Raw genomic sequence first — 15,845 nt, 5'->3', positions numbered from 1 at the left:
CTAATGAGTAATGTTTACGATAATATTCTTGGCCTTATAGGACAGACTCCTTTGGTGAAGCTAAATACTGTTACAAAAGAAATTCCTGCAACCGTTTATGCCAAGTTAGAATCATATAATCCTGGACATTCCACTAAAGATAGAATTGCACTTCATATTATAGAAAACGCTGAGAAAAAAGGTTTATTAAAAGAAGACTCTGTAGTTGTAGAGACTACATCCGGAAATACCGGATTTTCTATTGCAATGGTTTGCATCATTAAAGGATATAAATGTATTCTTGCCGTAAGTGATAAAACGAAACCCGAAAAGATCGCTTATCTCAAGGCACTTGGTGCAATCGTATATATATGCCCTGCTAACGTACCTGCGGATGATCCAAGATCGTATTATGAAGTAGCCAAGAGAATTGCTTCAGAAACGCCAAATTCAGTTTACATCAATCAATACTTTAACGAGTTGAATATTGATGCACACTACCGAACTACAGGCCCTGAAATTTGGGAACAGACGGAAGGTAAGATCACTCACCTGTTTGCTTGTACAGGAACAGGCGGAACTTTGTCTGGTTCGGCGAAATTTTTAAAGGAAAAAAATCCTAACATAAAAATCATTGGTGTAGATGCTGATGGTTCTATTCTGAAAAGCTATCACGAGACAGGAGAAATCCATAAGGAAGATGTTCATCCTTATCAAATCGAAGGAATGGGAAAAAACTTAATTCCTTCTGCCCTTCTTTTTGACAAAGTAGATGAGTTTGTGAGAGTAAATGATGAAATGTCCGCTTACAGAACCCGTGAAATAGCCCTGAAAGAAGCCATTATGGGAGGTTATACTACAGGAGCCGTTACACAGGCATTAATTCAATATTCTCAAACTCACGAATTTTCTGAAAATGATCTCGTTGTTTTAATTTATCCCGATCACGGTTCAAGATACATTACCAAAGTATACAGTGATAAATGGATGGCAGAACAAGGTTTTGTAAATAACTGCGTTCATAATTATGATGAAGTTTTCAAAACAGAATTTATTAAATAGAAACAAAATCACGATACAAATAAAGCCTTTTTTGTAGATCACAAAAGGCTTTATTTTTTAAAAAGTACTATATAAAATGTTGGATATTTTTGAAAGAATAAAAGAAAATCCAGGACCTCTTGGACAATTTGCAGATTATGGTGAAGGATATTTTATTTTCCCCAGATTAGAAGGTCCTATTGGCCCGAGAATGCAGTTCCAAGGAAGAGAAGTAATTTTCTGGAGTGCTAATGATTATTTAGGAATGTGTAATCATCCTGAAGTTTTAGAAGCTGATGCAAAAGCTGCTGCAGAATATGGAATGTTTTATCCAATGGGTGCAAGAGCAATGTCGGGAGAAACTGAACAGCATTTACAGTTAGAAAGAGAATTAGCAGATTTCGTACAAAAAGAATCCGCTTATTTATTAAATTTCGGTTATCAGGGGATGGTCTCTACCATTGATGCTCTGGTAGGAAGACATGATGTAATCGTTTATGATGTTGATTCTCACGCATGTATCGTAGATGGTGTAAGACTTCACGCCGGTAAAAGATTTACTTACAAGCATAATAATATTGAAAGTTTAGAAAAAAATCTTCAAAGAGCAACCAAAGTAGCAGAGGAAACTGGTGGTGGTATTTTAGTTATCACTGAAGGCGTTTTCGGAATGAGAGGTCAGCAAGGTAAGCTGAAAGAAATTTGTGATTTGAAATCAAAATACAAATTCAGGCTCTTGGTGGACGATGCTCACGGGTTCGGAACTCTTGGTAAAACAGGTGCCGGTGCCGGAGAAGAACAAGGTTGCCAGGATCAGATTGATGTTTACTTCTCAACTTTTGCAAAATCAATGGCCGGTTTCGGGGCTTTCATTGCCGGTGATAAAGAAATTATCCGATATTTAAAATTCAATTTAAGATCTCAAATTTTTGCTAAATCTTTGACAATGCCGATGGTAATCGGAGGATTAAAAAGACTGGAATTGCTGAGAACAAGACCGGAAATCAAAGCAAAACTTTGGGAAAATACAAATAAATTGCAAAACGGACTTAAAGAGAGAGGTTTCAACATCGGTGATACAAATACCTGCGTAACTCCGGTAATGATGCAGGGAACGCCCGTAGAAGCAACGCTTTTAGTAAAAGATTTAAGAGAAATCTACGGAATCTTTACTTCAGTGGTAGTTTATCCGGTGATTCCAAAAGGAATGATTTTATTAAGATTAATTCCTACTGCTTCTCACACAGATTCGGAAATCAACGAAACTCTTGCCGCATTTGAAGCAATTCATGACAAATTAGTAGGTGGTTATTATAAAGAGCAAGAGCAAAAATTGTTACAAGAACAAGGTTTAAGTTTCAAAGAAATTTAATCTTAAAAATAAAAAAACCACTGAATGAATTTCAGTGGTTTTTTATGAAGTAATAAAAGATGAAATTTAGAGGTTATGTTTTAGGTATTATTTCAGCAATTTCTTACGGATTGCTCCCCATTTTCATTTTACCCATTAAGCATGCTCATTTTTCATTAGATGTTACTTTATTCTACCGATTTTTATTTTCAGCCTTAATGATTGGCGGATATTTACTGTATTCTAAAGAAAGTTTTTCTATTAATAAAAAGGAAATATTAATATTTGTTATTTTAGGAATTTGTTATGCGCTTTCCTCAGAATTTTTATTTTTAGGATATGATTTTCTTACCGCAGGAATTGCATCAACGGTTTTATTTATCTATCCCGTCATTGTTGCTTTAATTATGTTTTTTCTTTATAAAGAAAAGCTTACAAAACTCTCAATCGTTTCATTATTACTTGCTCTTGCAGGAGTAATTACACTTTGTTTAAAAGGTAATAGATTGGAAATCAACTATATTGGTTTAGGAACCGTCTTGTTAAGTTCGATTTTCTATGCACTATACATTGTCATTGTCAACAAAACAAACATTAAGGTTTCAGGATTTAAACTTTCCTTTTATTCTATGCTTTTTACTTCAGTTTTTTTTATGGTGAAGGCAATTATAGAAAATGAATCTTTTGTAATTCCTTCCACAACTGCTTTTCTCAATTTTTTGGTTTTTGCATTTGTAACCACTGTTATCTCAAGTTTGTGTTTGGTATATGCCATCAAAGATATTGGTTCTACTCCTGCAGCAATCTTGGGAGCTTTGGAACCTGTGATTGCAGTAATGATAAGTGTTTTAATTTTCCATGAAAAGTCTACTTTCAATTTATGGTTTGGGATCATCCTAATTCTTATCGGGGTTATTTTAAATGTAATTGCAGACAGCAGAAAACTAAAACAAATTAAAAATCTGTAGAACATACATCTAAAGCCACAAAATTAAATTATTTAAAATAAATTTGTAAAAATTTTTCTATTGAAAGATCTGCTTCTTATTACTCCGCCATTTACCCAGCTTAATACTCCTTATCCGGCAACAGCATATATTAAAGGCTTTTTGAATACCAAAAATATTTCAAGCTGCCAGATAGATTTAGGGATGGAAGTTATTTTGAAATTATTTTCAAAAAATGGAATTCAGGAAATTTTTGATACACAAATTGATCTTCAAACTATTTCAGAAAACTCTAAAAGAATTTTTACGCTAAGAAATGAATATTTAAAAACAATTGATCAGGTTATCCTTTTTCTTCAAGGAAAAAATCCTACACTCGCAAGACAAATTTGCAGTATGAATTTTCTTCCGGAAGCTTCACGTTTCAACCAGCTTGATGATATGGAATTTGCTTTTGGAAATATGGGACTTCAGGACAAAGCTAAACATCTCGCCACGTTATATTTAGAAGATTTATCTGATTATATAATTGAAAATATTGATGCTGATTTTGGTTTCAGCAGATATGCTGAAAGATTAGGAAAGAGTGCTAATTCTTTTGATGAATTATATTCAAAACTGTCGGATAATCAAACCTTTATTGATAACTTTACTTTAGAAATACTTAAAGACAAGTTAGATACAGTTCAACCTAAATTGGTATGTTTCTCCATTCCCTTTCCCGGAAATTTATATTCGGCATTCCGTTGTGCTAAATTTATAAAGGAAAATTATCCTCATATCAAAACTGCAATGGGCGGAGGTTTTCCTAATACTGAATTAAGAGAAATAAAAGATAAAAGAGTTTTTGAATTTTTTGATTTTATTACTTTAGATGATGGTGAGTTACCAATCGAACTTCTCCATGAAAATCTAGGCATAAATGGATGTAATGTAGAATTTAAAAGAACTTTTTTAATTGAAAATCAAGAAGTTACTTATAAAAATAATTCGAAAAGGCACGATTATAAACAGGCCGAGATAGGAACTCCTGATTATACTGATTTACAATTAGATAAATATATTTCCGTCATCGAAATTGCCAATCCAATGCATAGCTTATGGAGCGATGGGAGATGGAATAAGTTGACAATGGCTCATGGATGCTATTGGGGAAAGTGTACTTTTTGTGATATTTCTTTAGATTACATCAAAATTTATGAACCTGTTTCTGCAAAAATTCTGGTAGACAGAATGGAAGAATTGATTACAACAACGGGTGAAACAGGTTTTCATTTTGTAGATGAAGCTGCCCCGCCTGCCCTGATGCGTGAAGTTGCTTTGCAAATTTTACGAAGAAATCTTGTTGTGACCTGGTGGACTAATATTCGTTTTGAAAAAAGTTTTACACGAGATTTATGTTTTTTACTAAAACTTTCAGGTTGTGTTGCTGTTTCAGGTGGACTTGAAGTTGCAAGTGACAGATTATTAAAATTAATTGACAAAGGCGTTTCTGTAGATCAGGTTGCCAAAGTAACAAGAAACTTTACAGAAGCAGGAATTATGGTTCATGCTTATCTAATGTATGGTTACCCGACTCAGACCGTTCAGGAAACGGTTGATTCCTTGGAGATGGTCCGTCAGTTATTTGAGATGGGAATTTTACAAAGCGGATTTTGGCATCAGTTTGCCATGACTGCTCACTCTCCTGTCGGAATCAATCCTGAGGAATTTGGAGTAACCCCCATCAGGCAGGAAATTTTATTTGCAAACAATGATATAGATTTTAAAGACATAACAGGAATTGATCACAGTAAATTTAGTTTCGGCTTAAAAAAATCTTTATTTAATTATATGCATGGAATCAATTTTGAACTTCCGCTTCAGGAATGGTTTGACTTTAAAATTCCAAGAACGACAATTGATCCGGATTATATTCATGACTGTTTGTTGGAAGAAGATGATTTTAAATTTAAAGGAAATTCTAAAGTGATATTTTTAGCTAAAAACGTAATCGCTGAGAATCGCGTAAAAACAAAAAAGAAATATATTTATCCGTATACTCAACTTACATTCCATTTAAAAACGAATATAGTTTCTGTAGATTTGGATCAGAAACAAGCTGAATGGCTAATAAAAACCCTTGAAAAAAATTCTACAGATAATTCAAAAAAGATAACGCTTCAACAGCTGAAAACTGATTTTGAAGAAAATCTTGAAGACTTTGAATTATTTTGGTTTTCAAAACCAATGCAACAGTTAAAAGAAAACGGAGTGATTTTGAGTTTATAGGTTATTGAAAATGACAGCTTAATATAAAGTAAAACCCCTGAAAATAATTTTCAGGAAGTTTTTTATTTTTAAAAGCTAATTATTTTTTATTTCTCAACCCCATCTTTCGTAACCTCACCTACAATTACTTTATCCTGAACTTTAATAAAACTCGGATCCATAATTGCCATCCTTTCTGCAAGAGCTTTATAAGTTGGAAACTTTAAAATAGAAGCCCTTCCGGACATCTCTCTATAAATGGTAAAGCTCTTTCCACCAGCAGTTTTTAACTGTTTTGTGGTAGTAATATATCTTCCGATAAGCTTACTTTTAGCATCATAAATTTCAATATCAACGAAAGTTTTTTCAGAAATTGTATCATCTGAACCAAAACTTACAGGCAGATTGGCAAAATATCCTACCGGAACACCATTACTTAAAATTTCACCAACATTGTTGACTGTAATATTGAGTTTGTCAATTTTACTTTTCGTTGTATAAGCATCTTTCGTTTTACTATCAAACTTTCTTTTAGGAGCATTTTTGAAAAGCTCATCCAAATTTTTAATGTTGATTCCCCTGTTATCAATGATTTTAAAATCTTTGATTGAAGTATAAACTGCAGATTTTTCCTCTCCCGAAAACGCAGACGGAGAACTATAATCCAGCTCTAATGTTTTGTCCTGATTATAAATTCTGTTTACCTTTATATAACTGTCTCTTACAGAGTCTACTATACTTTTATCAATAAATTCTATTGTATAAATGGGGGTTTCTTTCAAATCCATAAAAGTGTACACATTAGATTTGTTCGAAATCTTAGCAACATGTACTCCATCGAGACTTATGACACCTCTTTTGGTTTTGAAATTTTGAGCATTTAATAAAATCCCTAAAACTGTAAACAAAATAATTAAACTTTGTCTCATAAAATCAGATTTCTACATTACATAAAAAAAGTGTAACCAAAGTTACACTTTCTTGAAAATATATTTAGCTTTTCATTTAATTATTCGCAAAGGATAATTCCTTTATTATGATTAAATTCTACAACACCGCTTTTGATTGGATAAGAAAAAACAGAGTCTTTTTCATTTTCTTTAGTTAAGTTTTTAGTATAAGCTTCATCAATAGATTGAGCATACAACTTCACTTTACCGCCGATCAAAGAAGAAACAATTCCCGCGTGGTTTTTCATGATGTGAAATTCACCATTTTTTCCAGGCAACAATACAGAGTCTACTTCTCCTTCAAAAACTACGTATTCTGGTGTTAAAATTTTTATATTCATTTTGTTTCTCAGATTAAAGAGTAAAGAGAAAAGAAAAAAGAGAGAATGTCTTACTCTTTTTTCTTTATTCTATATTTCTAATTAAGCGTTATCAGCTAACATTTTTTGTCCTGCTGCGATAGCTTCTTCGATAGTTCCTTTCAGGTTGAAAGCAGCTTCTGGTAAGTGATCTAATTCACCATCCATAATCATGTTGAATCCTTTGATAGTATCTTTGATATCTACTAAAGATCCAGGAATACCTGTAAACTGTTCAGCAACGTGGAAAGGTTGAGATAAGAATCTCTGAACTTTTCTAGCACGGTAAACAACAGATTTGTCTTCTTCAGAAAGTTCTTCCATACCAAGGATAGCGATAATATCTTGAAGAGCCTTGTATCTTTGAAGAATTTCTTTTACTCTTTGAGCACAATCATAGTGTTCGTCACCGATAATCTCCGGAGCCAGGATTCTTGAAGTAGAAGCCAACGGATCTACTGCCGGATAGATTCCTAATGAAGCAATCTTTCTGTCAAGTACCGTAGTTGCATCCAAGTGAGCAAACGTAGTTGCAGGAGCCGGGTCAGTTAAGTCATCCGCAGGTACGTATACCGCCTGTACTGAAGTAATGGACCCATTTTTAGTTGAAGTAATTCTTTCCTGCATCGCACCCATTTCAGAAGCCAGAGTTGGTTGATAACCTACCGCAGAAGGCATACGGCCAAGAAGTGCAGACACCTCAGAACCAGCTTGTGTAAAACGGAAAATGTTGTCTACGAAGAAAAGTACATCTCTACCTTGCCCGCTTTCTCCACCATCTCTATAATACTCAGCTAATGTAAGACCAGAAAGTGCTACTCTTGCTCTTGCGCCAGGTGGCTCGTTCATCTGTCCGAAAACGAATGCTGCTTTTGAATCTTTCATAGCTTCTAAGTCCACTTTTGAAAGATCCCACCCTCCGTTTTCCATAGAGTGCATGAAATCATCACCGTATTTAATAATACCTGATTCTAACATTTCTCTCAAAAGGTCATTTCCTTCTCTCGTTCTTTCACCTACTCCGGCAAAAACTGAAAGACCACCGTGTCCTTTTGCAATATTGTTAATCAACTCCTGAATCAATACTGTTTTACCTACACCAGCACCACCGAACAAACCAATTTTACCTCCTTTTGCATAAGGCTCAACTAAGTCGATTACTTTAATACCTGTAAATAAAACTTCTGCAGAAGTTGAAAGTTGATCAAATTTTGGAGCTGGTCTGTGAATTGGAAGACCACCTTCCTTAGAAATATTTTGAAGCCCGTCGATAGCATCACCAACAACGTTGAATAATCTTCCGTTTACAGCCTCACCGATTGGCATTGTAATAGGATTTCCGTATCCGATTACATCCTGCCCTCTTTGAAGACCATCAGTAGCGTCCATTGCGATACATCTTACTGTATCTTCACCAATATGTTGTTCTACCTCTAAGATTACTTTTTCACCGTTCCCTTTTGTAATTTCCAACGCATCATAAATACTTGGAATTGCTTCCACGTTTGAAAAGACTACGTCGATTACAGGACCAATAATTTGAGAAATTTTTCCTTTAATTTGGTTTGCCATTGCTAAATTTTTTCTTGGTGCAAATATAATGATTCTTCATAAACCCACAATTGGTAAAAAAAAGATTTTTATCATACTTTTTGAAGAAGCTTAAAACCAAATTTTACTGTTTATTTTTTTGAATTTTCCTTTGATTTTAATATGATAATACGATTTAAAGATATACATTATAAAAATAGTCTTCTATATAATAGATGCTATAAAAAATCATAACTTGAAAATAACTCTTCCTATATTATCATAGATAATTTTAAAGGCTTTATATTTGCAATCAAATTTTTTTTCGTTTTGAAAGTTTTCAAGAATTTCACAGATTATACTTCACAAAAGCCATTAGCATTGTCTTTAGGTATGTTTGACGGAGTACATCTTGGTCATAAAAGTATTATTGATGAATTAATAAAAATAGGTTCTGAGAATGATTTGGAAACTGCCATTCTCACTTTCTGGCCACATCCGAGATTTGTTTTTAATCCGAATGAAGATTTAAAACTTCTTAATACTCTGGAAGAGAAGAAATTATTAATTGAAAAATATGGAATTGATAATTTATTTTTAAAAGAATTTGACGAAGAATTCAGAAACTTAACGGGTGAAGAATTTGTACGCCAGATTTTAATTGATAAATTAAACGTAAAATATTTAATTATCGGTTATGACCATTCTTTCGGGAAGAATAAAAGCGGAAACTTTGAATTGCTTCAAAAATTATCAAAAGAACTTGATTTTGAGGTAGAGCAAATGGAAGCAATTAATATTCACGAAAACAATATCAGCTCTACCAAAGTCCGAAACGCTCTTTTAGCAGGAAATATCAAAGATGCAAACGAAATGCTGGGTTACTCCTACTCTGTTTCCGGAACCGTTGTTCATGGAAAAAAAATCGGGAGAACAATAGGCTATCCGACTGCTAATATCGAAACAGAATCAATTAAACTTTTACCCAAAAAAGGTGCATACATTGTTGAAGTTCTTGTAAACGGAAAACAATATAAAGGAATGTTAAGTGTTGGAACCAATCCAACAGTAAACGGAGAAAAATTAACAGTCGAAGTTTATATCCTCGATTTTGAAGGAGATATTTATGATGAAAAAATTACTGTGAAATTCAGGGATTTTCTTCATGACGAAATAAAATTCGAAGGTCTTGAAAAATTAATTGAGAGACTGGATGAAGATAAAAGATTAACGGAAGAGTTTGAATACAAAAAAACCTTATAAAATTATACGGTTAATAATTCTTAAACTAATTGGTAATTTTTTGTCTTGATACTTTCATTCTCTTTACGTTAACGTTTTTCTAATTCAGAAGTTTTTTCAAAAAGATTGTTTTAATCCTCTAACTCAATGGGATTACGTGTATTTTTTTCTATTTCAATTCTTTTCTGCCGCTCACGTAAATTATCTTTTTGATCTTGGGAAAATACTGTACCCATACTTTCCAATTGGTATTTTGCATTTTCTCTGAAATCCGCCCTCGCTTGAACTAATTCTTTTTTTGTAATCAACTTAGAATTCTGATAGTACATCTTATTTATTGCTATTGTCTGTCCTTTCAAATTGGAACTTGGTATTGATTTTACCAATTCAAAACCATAATCTCCCGTTTTATCAGTTATTTTCACAATTAATCCTGGAAGACCGCTAAATTTGTTAGGACCATAAGGAAAGGGAATTTCGGTTGCATACCAAGCCGTCCAATCTCTTCCTTTGTAGTGCACCTCCGCTTTTTTACAAGCAATAGAATTAATTACTTTGGTTTCATCAATAAGTTTCCAATTATCAATTACTGCACTATTATAAGATAACAAGCTCATTCCTACTGCCTCGTAATATTGTGAATTATCATTTGTTTGGATAATTAGAAAATTAGATGTCTGTGTTGAAACATTATTCAAATCAATATGACTCTTATTCTTATTAAATTTCGCCATAAAAAGTGAGTCAAATTTCAATCTATTTTCACTAATAAAAAAAGCACGGCTATCACTTATTTGTAATGAGAAAAGTTCCTTATAAACATAATCCCGATTTAGAGTATTGGGTTTGCATTGAAGCAAATAAGTAAATTTTCCCCGCAACGAATCACTCTTAATTGTTTGAGAAAACGATACAGAGAAAACGAATAAAAATATAATTGTTAAAATTTGTTTTTTTCTAAAATTCATATTCCTTTGTTTATTTTCACTATAAATTTCCAAAAGCAACCAAAGGTATTCTTTGGACGGTCTATAATTATTACTTTAGATTAATACAATTAATCTAGGCCTGAAGCCTATTCAGTTGTAAACAATGGTTAAGGATTAAAAGGGCTACCGATCATACAATAATTATTTTGAATTTGCTGTCCCTAATATACCCATTGCTCAGCAGTCCAATCCTGACAAGTATATGCAGAAGTACAAGTTACTGTTACAGTTGCACATTCTACTCTTTTTGTAGTTTTACCTTCTAAAGTTGTTTTGTTTTTGCTCTTTGAAACAACTTCTTTTTTATCTTTTGATTAGTTTCAACATTTCAAAGAAAAAAAATAAAAATGATTTACACATTATTTTATATCACTTTTTTTGGAAAAATTCATTATGTTAAATGTATAGTTAACAAGCATTTATAACCACAATAAATAATTATTTATTTATGAATAAAAAAGAAATTAACTGTTTAAAATCTCTTCCTTCGCCTTTTTCGTCATTGAATTAAATACCAATTCATAAGACTGATCGATTAATTTAAAAATTAAATCCCTTCTCAATCCATCTACCATTACAGAATTCCAATGTGTTTTATTCATATGAAATGCTCCTGTAATTTGCGGATGCTGTTCACGAAGTTCTGCACTCCATTCCGGATCTGTTTTTACATTGATATTTAAAGGTTGTTTTTCCAATGGCATCAGAAGAAACATTTTAGTTCCGACTTTCATGACAAGCGTTTCATTGTCAAACGGAAAAGTTTCGGTAACTCCTTTTTTTGCAAGACAGTAATCTAAAATTTCGTTGGCATTCATATTTTATAGTAATAAATATCTGGTAATGAGTAATTTTCAATAAATAATCTTTAATTTCTCAATTATTCCTCCAAATTTAGTAAATTTAAGAAACAATCATTATCACAATTAATCTAATTATTATGAAAGCTTTAGTCATAGGCGCAACAGGTGCTACAGGAAAAGATTTGGTCAATCAGTTACTTAATGACAAAGACTTTGAAGAAGTAGATATTTTTGTAAGAAAACCTGTTGATATTCAAAATGATAAATTAAAAATTCATATTGTCAATTTTGAGAATCCGGAAGAATGGAAAAATGAAGTAAAGGGCGATGTCGCTTTTTCCTGTCTTGGAACAACGCTAAAAAATGCAGGAAGCAAGGAAGCGCAAAGAAAAGTTGATTTTGATTATCAATACGAATTTGCAAAAGCTGCAAAAGAAAACAATGTTGAAGATTATATTTTGGTTTCAGCTTATGGAGCCAGTCCGAAATCTAAAATATTTTATTCGAAGATGAAAGGTGAATTGGAAGAAGCTGTAAAAAAGTTACATTTTAATAAAATTACCATTTTCAAACCCGGAATGCTGGAAAGAAAAGATTCTGACAGAGCCGGAGAAGTTCTAGGAAGCCGCATTATCAAATTTGCCAATAAAATAGGACTTTTAGAGAGTCAAAAACCGCTTCCAACCAATATTTTGGCCAAAGCAATGATCAATTCTTCCAAAATAAAAAGTAATGGCTACTCTAGTATAAAACTGGGAAATATTTTTTGTTTTGCGGAGAAAAGTAATTCCTGATTAAGTTATGAATTAAAAAAGCTTCGACTTTGCTCAGCTTGACATATCTAATAATAACTGTTAATTTCCAGATACTTATAGTAGTGTCAAGCTGAGCAAAGTCGAAGCTCTAAGATATATTTTTATTTAAAATATTTCGTGATAGATTCGCTTGTAGGCTTTGTAGTACTGATGAAAGAATCGATCAATTTTCCGTTTTCATCAACTAAGAATTTTGTGAAGTTCCAAAGAATGGTCGTATTTTTTACTCCGTTTAATTCTTTTTCAGTTAAATATTTAAAAATTGGTGCTGTATCATCACCTTTTACAGAAACTTTTGCTGCTAAAGGAAATGTCACTCCATAATTTTTCTGGCAAAAAGCTCCGATTTCAGTATTAGTTGCCGGTTCTTGTCCTCCAAAATTGTTTGCAGGAAAACCTACAACAACAACCTTATCTTTATACTCTTCCGCAACTTTTTCTAAATCAGCATATTGAGGCGTAAAACCACACTCAGAAGCTGTATTCACAATAAGAATTTTTTTTCCTTTAAAATCTGCAAAGTTAATTTCCTTTCCGTCAAGGCTTTCCACTTTGAAATCATATATTGTTTTTCCCATAAGTTCATCGGTTTTAGCTTTAGAAACTTCACTTTTTTGGTTCATGCAGCTTTGTAAAAATGCTACAAACGAAAGCATTAGTAAAAAAACTTTTTTCATTTCTATTATTATTTGGCTGCAGTTTTCTGCAATTATTCAATTAAAATTTAAAAGTATTCGCGGGAAACACTTTATTGATCTCTACTTTATTTAAAAGCATTACATAATCTCCGTCTTTTCTCGGACTTGAAGAATCAATTCTGAAAGGCATTGCCAAATTCCCAACTTTCTTGTAATCAGAATAAATTAACGTTTCGTCTTTTTTTATTTCTTTTAAAAGCATGTACGTTTTCGTATCAAAATAATATATGTTTTTGTTGACATTTTTCGTTAATTCAACCTTATGACAGTAAATATCTCCTACCTTTTCTTTTCCTAAATATTTAGCATCAAAACCTTTATTTTCCCAGTCAATAAAATCGTTATCAAAGCTTTCCGGTATATATTCGGCATATTCCTGAAGTTTATTGGTTGCATAATTCATTGCATATCCTTTCGTCCCATCATACCCTTCGATAGCCGTATCTTTTCCATTAATTGTAATTACAGTTTTTGTAAGATTCGGGCGTTGCTGATAAATTTTAATCGGGTATTCATCTTTAATGCCTAAAACTACTTTCCCTTGAAGTAATACTGAATTCAAAAGCTTCCAACTTGTTAATCCTCCTGATAATTCGATATTTTTATCAATAATTTCCTTTGCAGTCTGGGCAAATGATATTTGTGAAAATGCAAGGACAAATACTAAAAGTAATTTCTTCATTAATCTTAATTATAATTCAAATATAAGGCTTTTGCAATAACATAAAAAGGCAAATCAGCCAATTTGCCAATTCCCCCCTTACTTTAATAGTTTTCTAGCCTTCTCCAAATCTTCGGGTGTATCTATTCCAACTCCGACAAAATTAGTTTCTATCATCTTGATTTTCATACCATATTCGAGATAGCGGATACATTCAATTTTCTCGGAAATTTCCAAAGGTTTCATTTCCAGTTTTGAAAATTGAAGCAGAGCATGCTTTCTGAAAGCGTAAACTCCAATGTGTTTAAAATAATTTACATCAAAAGAAATTTCCCTGTGAAAGGGAATCACAGAACGGCTGAAATATAATGCAAAACCATTGTTATCCGTAATTACTTTTACGTTATTAGGATTTTCAACTTCTTCTTTTTCAGTTAGTTTTATTTTTAATGAAGCTAAAGAAATCTCCTGATTTTCATCGTTATGGAACACTTCAATTAGCTGTTTTAAAGGTTCTAATTTTAAAAAAGGTTCATCTCCCTGAACGTTAATGACAATATCACAATCAATATTTTGTACCGCTTCTGCAATTCGGTCGCTTCCTGTTTCGTGTTGCCCGGTCATGACAGCTTTTCCCCCGTTTTTTGCGATCTCATTAAAAATAATTTCTGAATCTGTCGCTACAAAAACTTCATCAAACAAACCTGTCTCTACAACATTTTGATATGTTGTAGTGATAACTGTTTTTTCTCCCAACATCTGCATCAGCTTTGCCGGAAAACGACTTGCTTCGTAACGTGCAGGAATGACTGCGATTATTTTCATGATTCTAATGTAATAATTAAAAAATCTAACAGGGTAACATTTAATTAGTAAATTGTTACCCTGTTAGATTGGTATATTATATTTTTTATTTTAAAGCATTCAAAGCATTCTCCAATTTTGGCATCATTACAGAAATTTCGTCAGTAGCCAAACCTCCAACAGAAGCTCTGAACCAAGGCTCAGATTTTTCTTCTCCAAATGCAGAGAAAGGAACCAAAGCCACTCCTGCTTCGTTGATTAAATAAAACACCAAATCAGAAGAATTTTCAATAACGGTTCCGTCAGGTTTAGTTTTCCCGATATAATCTAATTTTATGGTAAGGTAAAGTGCTCCCATCGGTTCAATGCTGTCAACAGCAAGACCTTTTCCTTTTAAATCCTGAATTCCACTATGAAGGACTTTTAAGCTTTCTTCCAATTTACCTTTGAAATCTTCCACGAAAGCATTTACATCATCCGGATTTTCAAAATATTTTGCAGTAGCTTCCTGTTCCGGTTTTGGCGCCCAGGCTCCAACGTGCGTTAAAAGAGCCTTCATTTTATCTAAGATATGCACAGGACCAAATCCCCAGCCTACACGCACACCAGTTGCGGCAAGGCATTTTGAGATGCCATCGATATAAATGGTATAGTCTCTCATTTCAGGGAAAAGAGAAACAGGATCAACATGTCTTGCACCGAAAGTGAGGTTAGAATAAATTTGGTCATACATTAAGTATAACGGTTTTTCATCTTCACTTCTTTTTTTATTTTCAGCTAAAATCAATTCGCATATTTCTGAAAGCTGTTCTTTTGTAAACATTGTTCCTGTTGGATTCAATGGCGAACAAAGCGCAACCAGCACTGCTCCGTCCAAATGAGGTCTTAGGTCATCCGCAGTGGGAAGAAAATTGTTTTCCTGGCTTGTCTTAACTTCCACAGCATCAGCAGAAGTAAGATATGCATAATGATTATTATTCCAAGATGGTGTAGGATAAACTACTTTATCACCCTCATCAACAATGGTTTTATACACTGCATAAATCAATGGTCTTGAACCCGCTGTAATCAAAATATCATTAGGTGAATAATCAAGATTCCATCTCGTTTTTAAGTCTTTAGAGACCTCTTTTCTTAAAGATAAAAGTCCATTTGCAGGCGGATAATTAGTCAGATTATTCTGATAAGCCTTCTGAATTTCTTCCTTTAGCTTCGCAGGAATCGGATAGATATTAGAATTCAAATCACCAATGGTAAGATTAGCAATTTCCGCTCCTTTTGCCTTTAACTCGTTTACTTCGTTACCAATTTTTACAATTTCAGAACCAATCAGGTTCGCCGCTAATTTTGAAACTTTCACTTTTTTTTATTTAATTTAGATATTAGATGTCAGAAATTAGAAGTTGGATTAATAAGTAAACCGGCT

15 protein-coding genes are annotated in these 15,845 nt (G+C 32.9%); 6 read left to right on the top strand and 9 right to left on the bottom strand.

Features of this window, described 5'->3' with window-relative positions:
* The first annotated feature begins 3 nt into the window (after positions 1-3).
* From ACM39_RS14385 to ACM39_RS14370, 4 genes are all read left to right on the top strand, one after another.
* A complete protein-coding gene (locus ACM39_RS14385; protein WP_048511755.1) occupies positions 4-1,041 on the top strand; it encodes a PLP-dependent cysteine synthase family protein in 1,038 nt (345 codons plus the stop codon).
* Positions 1,042-1,120: 79 nt separating this feature from the next.
* Complete coding sequence (locus tag ACM39_RS14380) at positions 1,121-2,392, top strand: aminotransferase class I/II-fold pyridoxal phosphate-dependent enzyme (RefSeq protein WP_185097466.1); 1,272 nt, start codon at positions 1,121-1,123, stop codon at positions 2,390-2,392.
* A 59-nt stretch (positions 2,393-2,451) separates the two neighbouring features.
* Positions 2,452-3,339 (top strand): DMT family transporter, encoded by an 888-nt coding sequence (locus ACM39_RS14375; RefSeq protein ID WP_048511753.1) that lies wholly within the window; start codon positions 2,452-2,454, stop codon positions 3,337-3,339.
* Between the two features lie 60 nt (positions 3,340-3,399).
* A complete protein-coding gene (locus ACM39_RS14370) occupies positions 3,400-5,589 on the top strand; it encodes a B12-binding domain-containing radical SAM protein (RefSeq protein ID WP_048511752.1) in 2,190 nt (729 codons plus the stop codon).
* 86 nt (positions 5,590-5,675) lie between these two features.
* Here ACM39_RS14370 and ACM39_RS14365 read toward each other — a convergent pair whose 3' ends face one another.
* From ACM39_RS14365 to atpD, 3 genes are all read right to left on the bottom strand, one after another.
* On the bottom strand, positions 5,676-6,497 hold the full coding sequence (locus tag ACM39_RS14365; protein ID WP_048511751.1) for a hypothetical protein: 822 nt from the start codon (positions 6,495-6,497) through the stop codon (positions 5,676-5,678).
* 80 nt (positions 6,498-6,577) lie between these two features.
* Positions 6,578-6,859: a FoF1 ATP synthase subunit delta/epsilon gene (locus ACM39_RS14360; RefSeq protein WP_048511750.1), complete on the bottom strand. Its 282-nt coding sequence runs from the start codon at positions 6,857-6,859 to the stop codon at positions 6,578-6,580.
* 81 nt (positions 6,860-6,940) lie between these two features.
* Positions 6,941-8,449 carry a F0F1 ATP synthase subunit beta gene (gene atpD / locus ACM39_RS14355; RefSeq protein ID WP_048511749.1) on the bottom strand — a complete coding sequence of 503 codons (1,509 nt, stop codon included), beginning with the start codon at positions 8,447-8,449 and terminating at the stop codon, positions 6,941-6,943.
* A 288-nt stretch (positions 8,450-8,737) separates the two neighbouring features.
* On the opposite strand from atpD, the gene ACM39_RS14350 reads away from it, so the two are divergent.
* On the top strand, positions 8,738-9,670 hold the full coding sequence (locus ACM39_RS14350; protein ID WP_048511748.1) for a bifunctional riboflavin kinase/FAD synthetase: 933 nt from the start codon (positions 8,738-8,740) through the stop codon (positions 9,668-9,670).
* A 110-nt stretch (positions 9,671-9,780) separates the two neighbouring features.
* Here ACM39_RS14350 and ACM39_RS14345 read toward each other — a convergent pair whose 3' ends face one another.
* Complete coding sequence (locus tag ACM39_RS14345; protein WP_048511747.1) at positions 9,781-10,617, bottom strand: GLPGLI family protein; 837 nt, start codon at positions 10,615-10,617, stop codon at positions 9,781-9,783.
* 485 nt (positions 10,618-11,102) lie between these two features.
* A complete protein-coding gene (locus ACM39_RS14340; RefSeq protein ID WP_048511746.1) occupies positions 11,103-11,456 on the bottom strand; it encodes an MmcQ/YjbR family DNA-binding protein in 354 nt (117 codons plus the stop codon).
* Between the two features lie 122 nt (positions 11,457-11,578).
* Between ACM39_RS14340 and ACM39_RS14335 the strand changes: the two genes are divergently transcribed.
* Positions 11,579-12,235, top strand: coding sequence for an NAD(P)H-binding protein (locus tag ACM39_RS14335; RefSeq protein ID WP_048511745.1), 657 nt, complete (start codon positions 11,579-11,581; stop codon positions 12,233-12,235).
* A 122-nt stretch (positions 12,236-12,357) separates the two neighbouring features.
* On the opposite strand, the gene ACM39_RS14330 is transcribed toward ACM39_RS14335, so the two are convergent.
* The 4 genes from ACM39_RS14330 to ACM39_RS14315 form a co-directional block, all read right to left on the bottom strand.
* Positions 12,358-12,933: a glutathione peroxidase gene (locus tag ACM39_RS14330; RefSeq protein WP_048511744.1), complete on the bottom strand. Its 576-nt coding sequence runs from the start codon at positions 12,931-12,933 to the stop codon at positions 12,358-12,360.
* Positions 12,934-12,973: 40 nt separating this feature from the next.
* Positions 12,974-13,636 carry a histidine kinase gene (locus ACM39_RS14325; protein ID WP_048511743.1) on the bottom strand — a complete coding sequence of 221 codons (663 nt, stop codon included), beginning with the start codon at positions 13,634-13,636 and terminating at the stop codon, positions 12,974-12,976.
* Between the two features lie 78 nt (positions 13,637-13,714).
* Positions 13,715-14,440: a 3-deoxy-manno-octulosonate cytidylyltransferase gene (gene kdsB / locus ACM39_RS14320; RefSeq protein WP_048511742.1), complete on the bottom strand. Its 726-nt coding sequence runs from the start codon at positions 14,438-14,440 to the stop codon at positions 13,715-13,717.
* An 85-nt stretch (positions 14,441-14,525) separates the two neighbouring features.
* Positions 14,526-15,779, bottom strand: a complete 1,254-nt coding sequence (locus tag ACM39_RS14315; RefSeq protein WP_048511741.1) for a pyridoxal phosphate-dependent aminotransferase — start codon at positions 15,777-15,779, stop codon at positions 14,526-14,528.
* Positions 15,780-15,845: the final 66 nt, after the last annotated feature.

Source organism: Chryseobacterium sp. FH2 (assembly GCF_001045455.1).
Classification (GTDB): domain Bacteria; phylum Bacteroidota; class Bacteroidia; order Flavobacteriales; family Weeksellaceae; genus Chryseobacterium.
Note: the sequence above shows the minus strand (reverse complement) of the source record. Positions and strands in the feature narration are given on the sequence as shown.

Bases quoted from the DNA above. Each gene is read 5' to 3' on its own strand.
- ACM39_RS14385 (WP_048511755.1), top strand. From the start codon at position 4: ATGAGTAATGTTTACGATAATATTCTTGGCCTTATAGGACAGACTCCT.
- ACM39_RS14375 (WP_048511753.1), top strand. From the start codon at position 2,452: ATGAAATTTAGAGGTTATGTTTTAGGTATTATTTCAGCAATTTCTTAC.
- ACM39_RS14365 (WP_048511751.1), bottom strand. From the start codon at position 6,497: ATGAGACAAAGTTTAATTATTTTGTTTACAGTTTTAGGGATTTTATTA.
- ACM39_RS14360 (WP_048511750.1), bottom strand. From the start codon at position 6,859: ATGAATATAAAAATTTTAACACCAGAATACGTAGTTTTTGAAGGAGAA.
- atpD (WP_048511749.1), bottom strand. From the start codon at position 8,449: ATGGCAAACCAAATTAAAGGAAAAATTTCTCAAATTATTGGTCCTGTA.
- ACM39_RS14345 (WP_048511747.1), bottom strand. From the start codon at position 10,617: ATGAATTTTAGAAAAAAACAAATTTTAACAATTATATTTTTATTCGTT.
- ACM39_RS14340 (WP_048511746.1), bottom strand. From the start codon at position 11,456: ATGAATGCCAACGAAATTTTAGATTACTGTCTTGCAAAAAAAGGAGTT.
- ACM39_RS14335 (WP_048511745.1), top strand. From the start codon at position 11,579: ATGAAAGCTTTAGTCATAGGCGCAACAGGTGCTACAGGAAAAGATTTG.
- ACM39_RS14330 (WP_048511744.1), bottom strand. From the start codon at position 12,933: ATGAAAAAAGTTTTTTTACTAATGCTTTCGTTTGTAGCATTTTTACAA.
- ACM39_RS14325 (WP_048511743.1), bottom strand. From the start codon at position 13,636: ATGAAGAAATTACTTTTAGTATTTGTCCTTGCATTTTCACAAATATCA.
- kdsB (WP_048511742.1), bottom strand. From the start codon at position 14,440: ATGAAAATAATCGCAGTCATTCCTGCACGTTACGAAGCAAGTCGTTTT.